The sequence below is a fragment of the Grimontia marina genome (assembly GCF_900060185.1).
Lineage (GTDB): Bacteria > Pseudomonadota > Gammaproteobacteria > Enterobacterales > Vibrionaceae > Enterovibrio > Enterovibrio marinus.
On sequence record NZ_FIZY01000211.1, the window covers coordinates 1 to 763 of the forward strand.

Below are 763 nucleotides of genomic sequence, written 5' to 3' on the forward strand. Positions count from 1 at the left end.
AAAGAAAGACTCAGACCTATTCATTGCCATGCTGGAGAAGCTAAAGTGGCACTACCGCCGAGCCAAAAGTGTCACCTTGATACTGGATAACTACATCATCCACAAAAGTAAAAAAACGAAGGCTTGGCTCAAGAAGAACCCAAAGTTCAGGCTGCTGTTCCAGCCCGTTTATTGCCCTTGGGTCAACGTCATAGAACGATTGTGGAATGCTCTCCATGAGACAATTACTCGGAATCACAGGTGTAAACATATGTGGCAATTGCTCAGGAAGGTGAAGCACTTTATGGATAACGTATCGCCTTACCCGGGAGGTTGCCACGGCACGGCGAAAATGTAGCACTATTCGGATCAGTTATTTAGCTTTGATTGTAACTCATTATCTATCGGTGTTTTTATATCAACAATTTCAGATAGGTACTTCAATCGATGCTTTAATGATTTTATTTTTTCATTTACATTTAGTTCTATATTATTTTCGAAATATTTAAATTCTATTTTTGGTGCAGTGTCACAGCCATCAAATTCTTTAATTCCGCTAAATAGCTGATCCTAATTGTGAGTCTTTTTTGCCATCCCATGACCTGAGCCAGGATACGGTGATGCCGTCGCCATAAAGTGCTTCACCTGTGCCAATAACTGGTACATGTACTTGCATTGATGATTGCGTGTGATGGTCTCATGTAGTGCATGCCATAGCCTTTCTATCACATTGACCCAAGGGCAATAGACAGGCTGAAATAACAAGACAAATTTGGGGTTGGCC

The 763-nt window shown here is 41.3% G+C and carries 1 protein-coding gene and 1 pseudogene; one reads left to right on the forward strand and one right to left on the reverse strand.

Features of this window, described 5'->3' with window-relative positions:
- On the forward strand, window positions 1-337 hold a 337-nt coding region (locus GMA8713_RS26040; protein WP_157515497.1), incomplete at its 5' end, for an IS630 family transposase.
- A 212-nt stretch (window positions 338-549) separates the two neighbouring features.
- Here GMA8713_RS26040 and GMA8713_RS27150 read toward each other — a convergent pair.
- Window positions 550-763 (reverse strand): annotated as a pseudogene (locus GMA8713_RS27150) (IS630 family transposase); the annotation flags it as partial.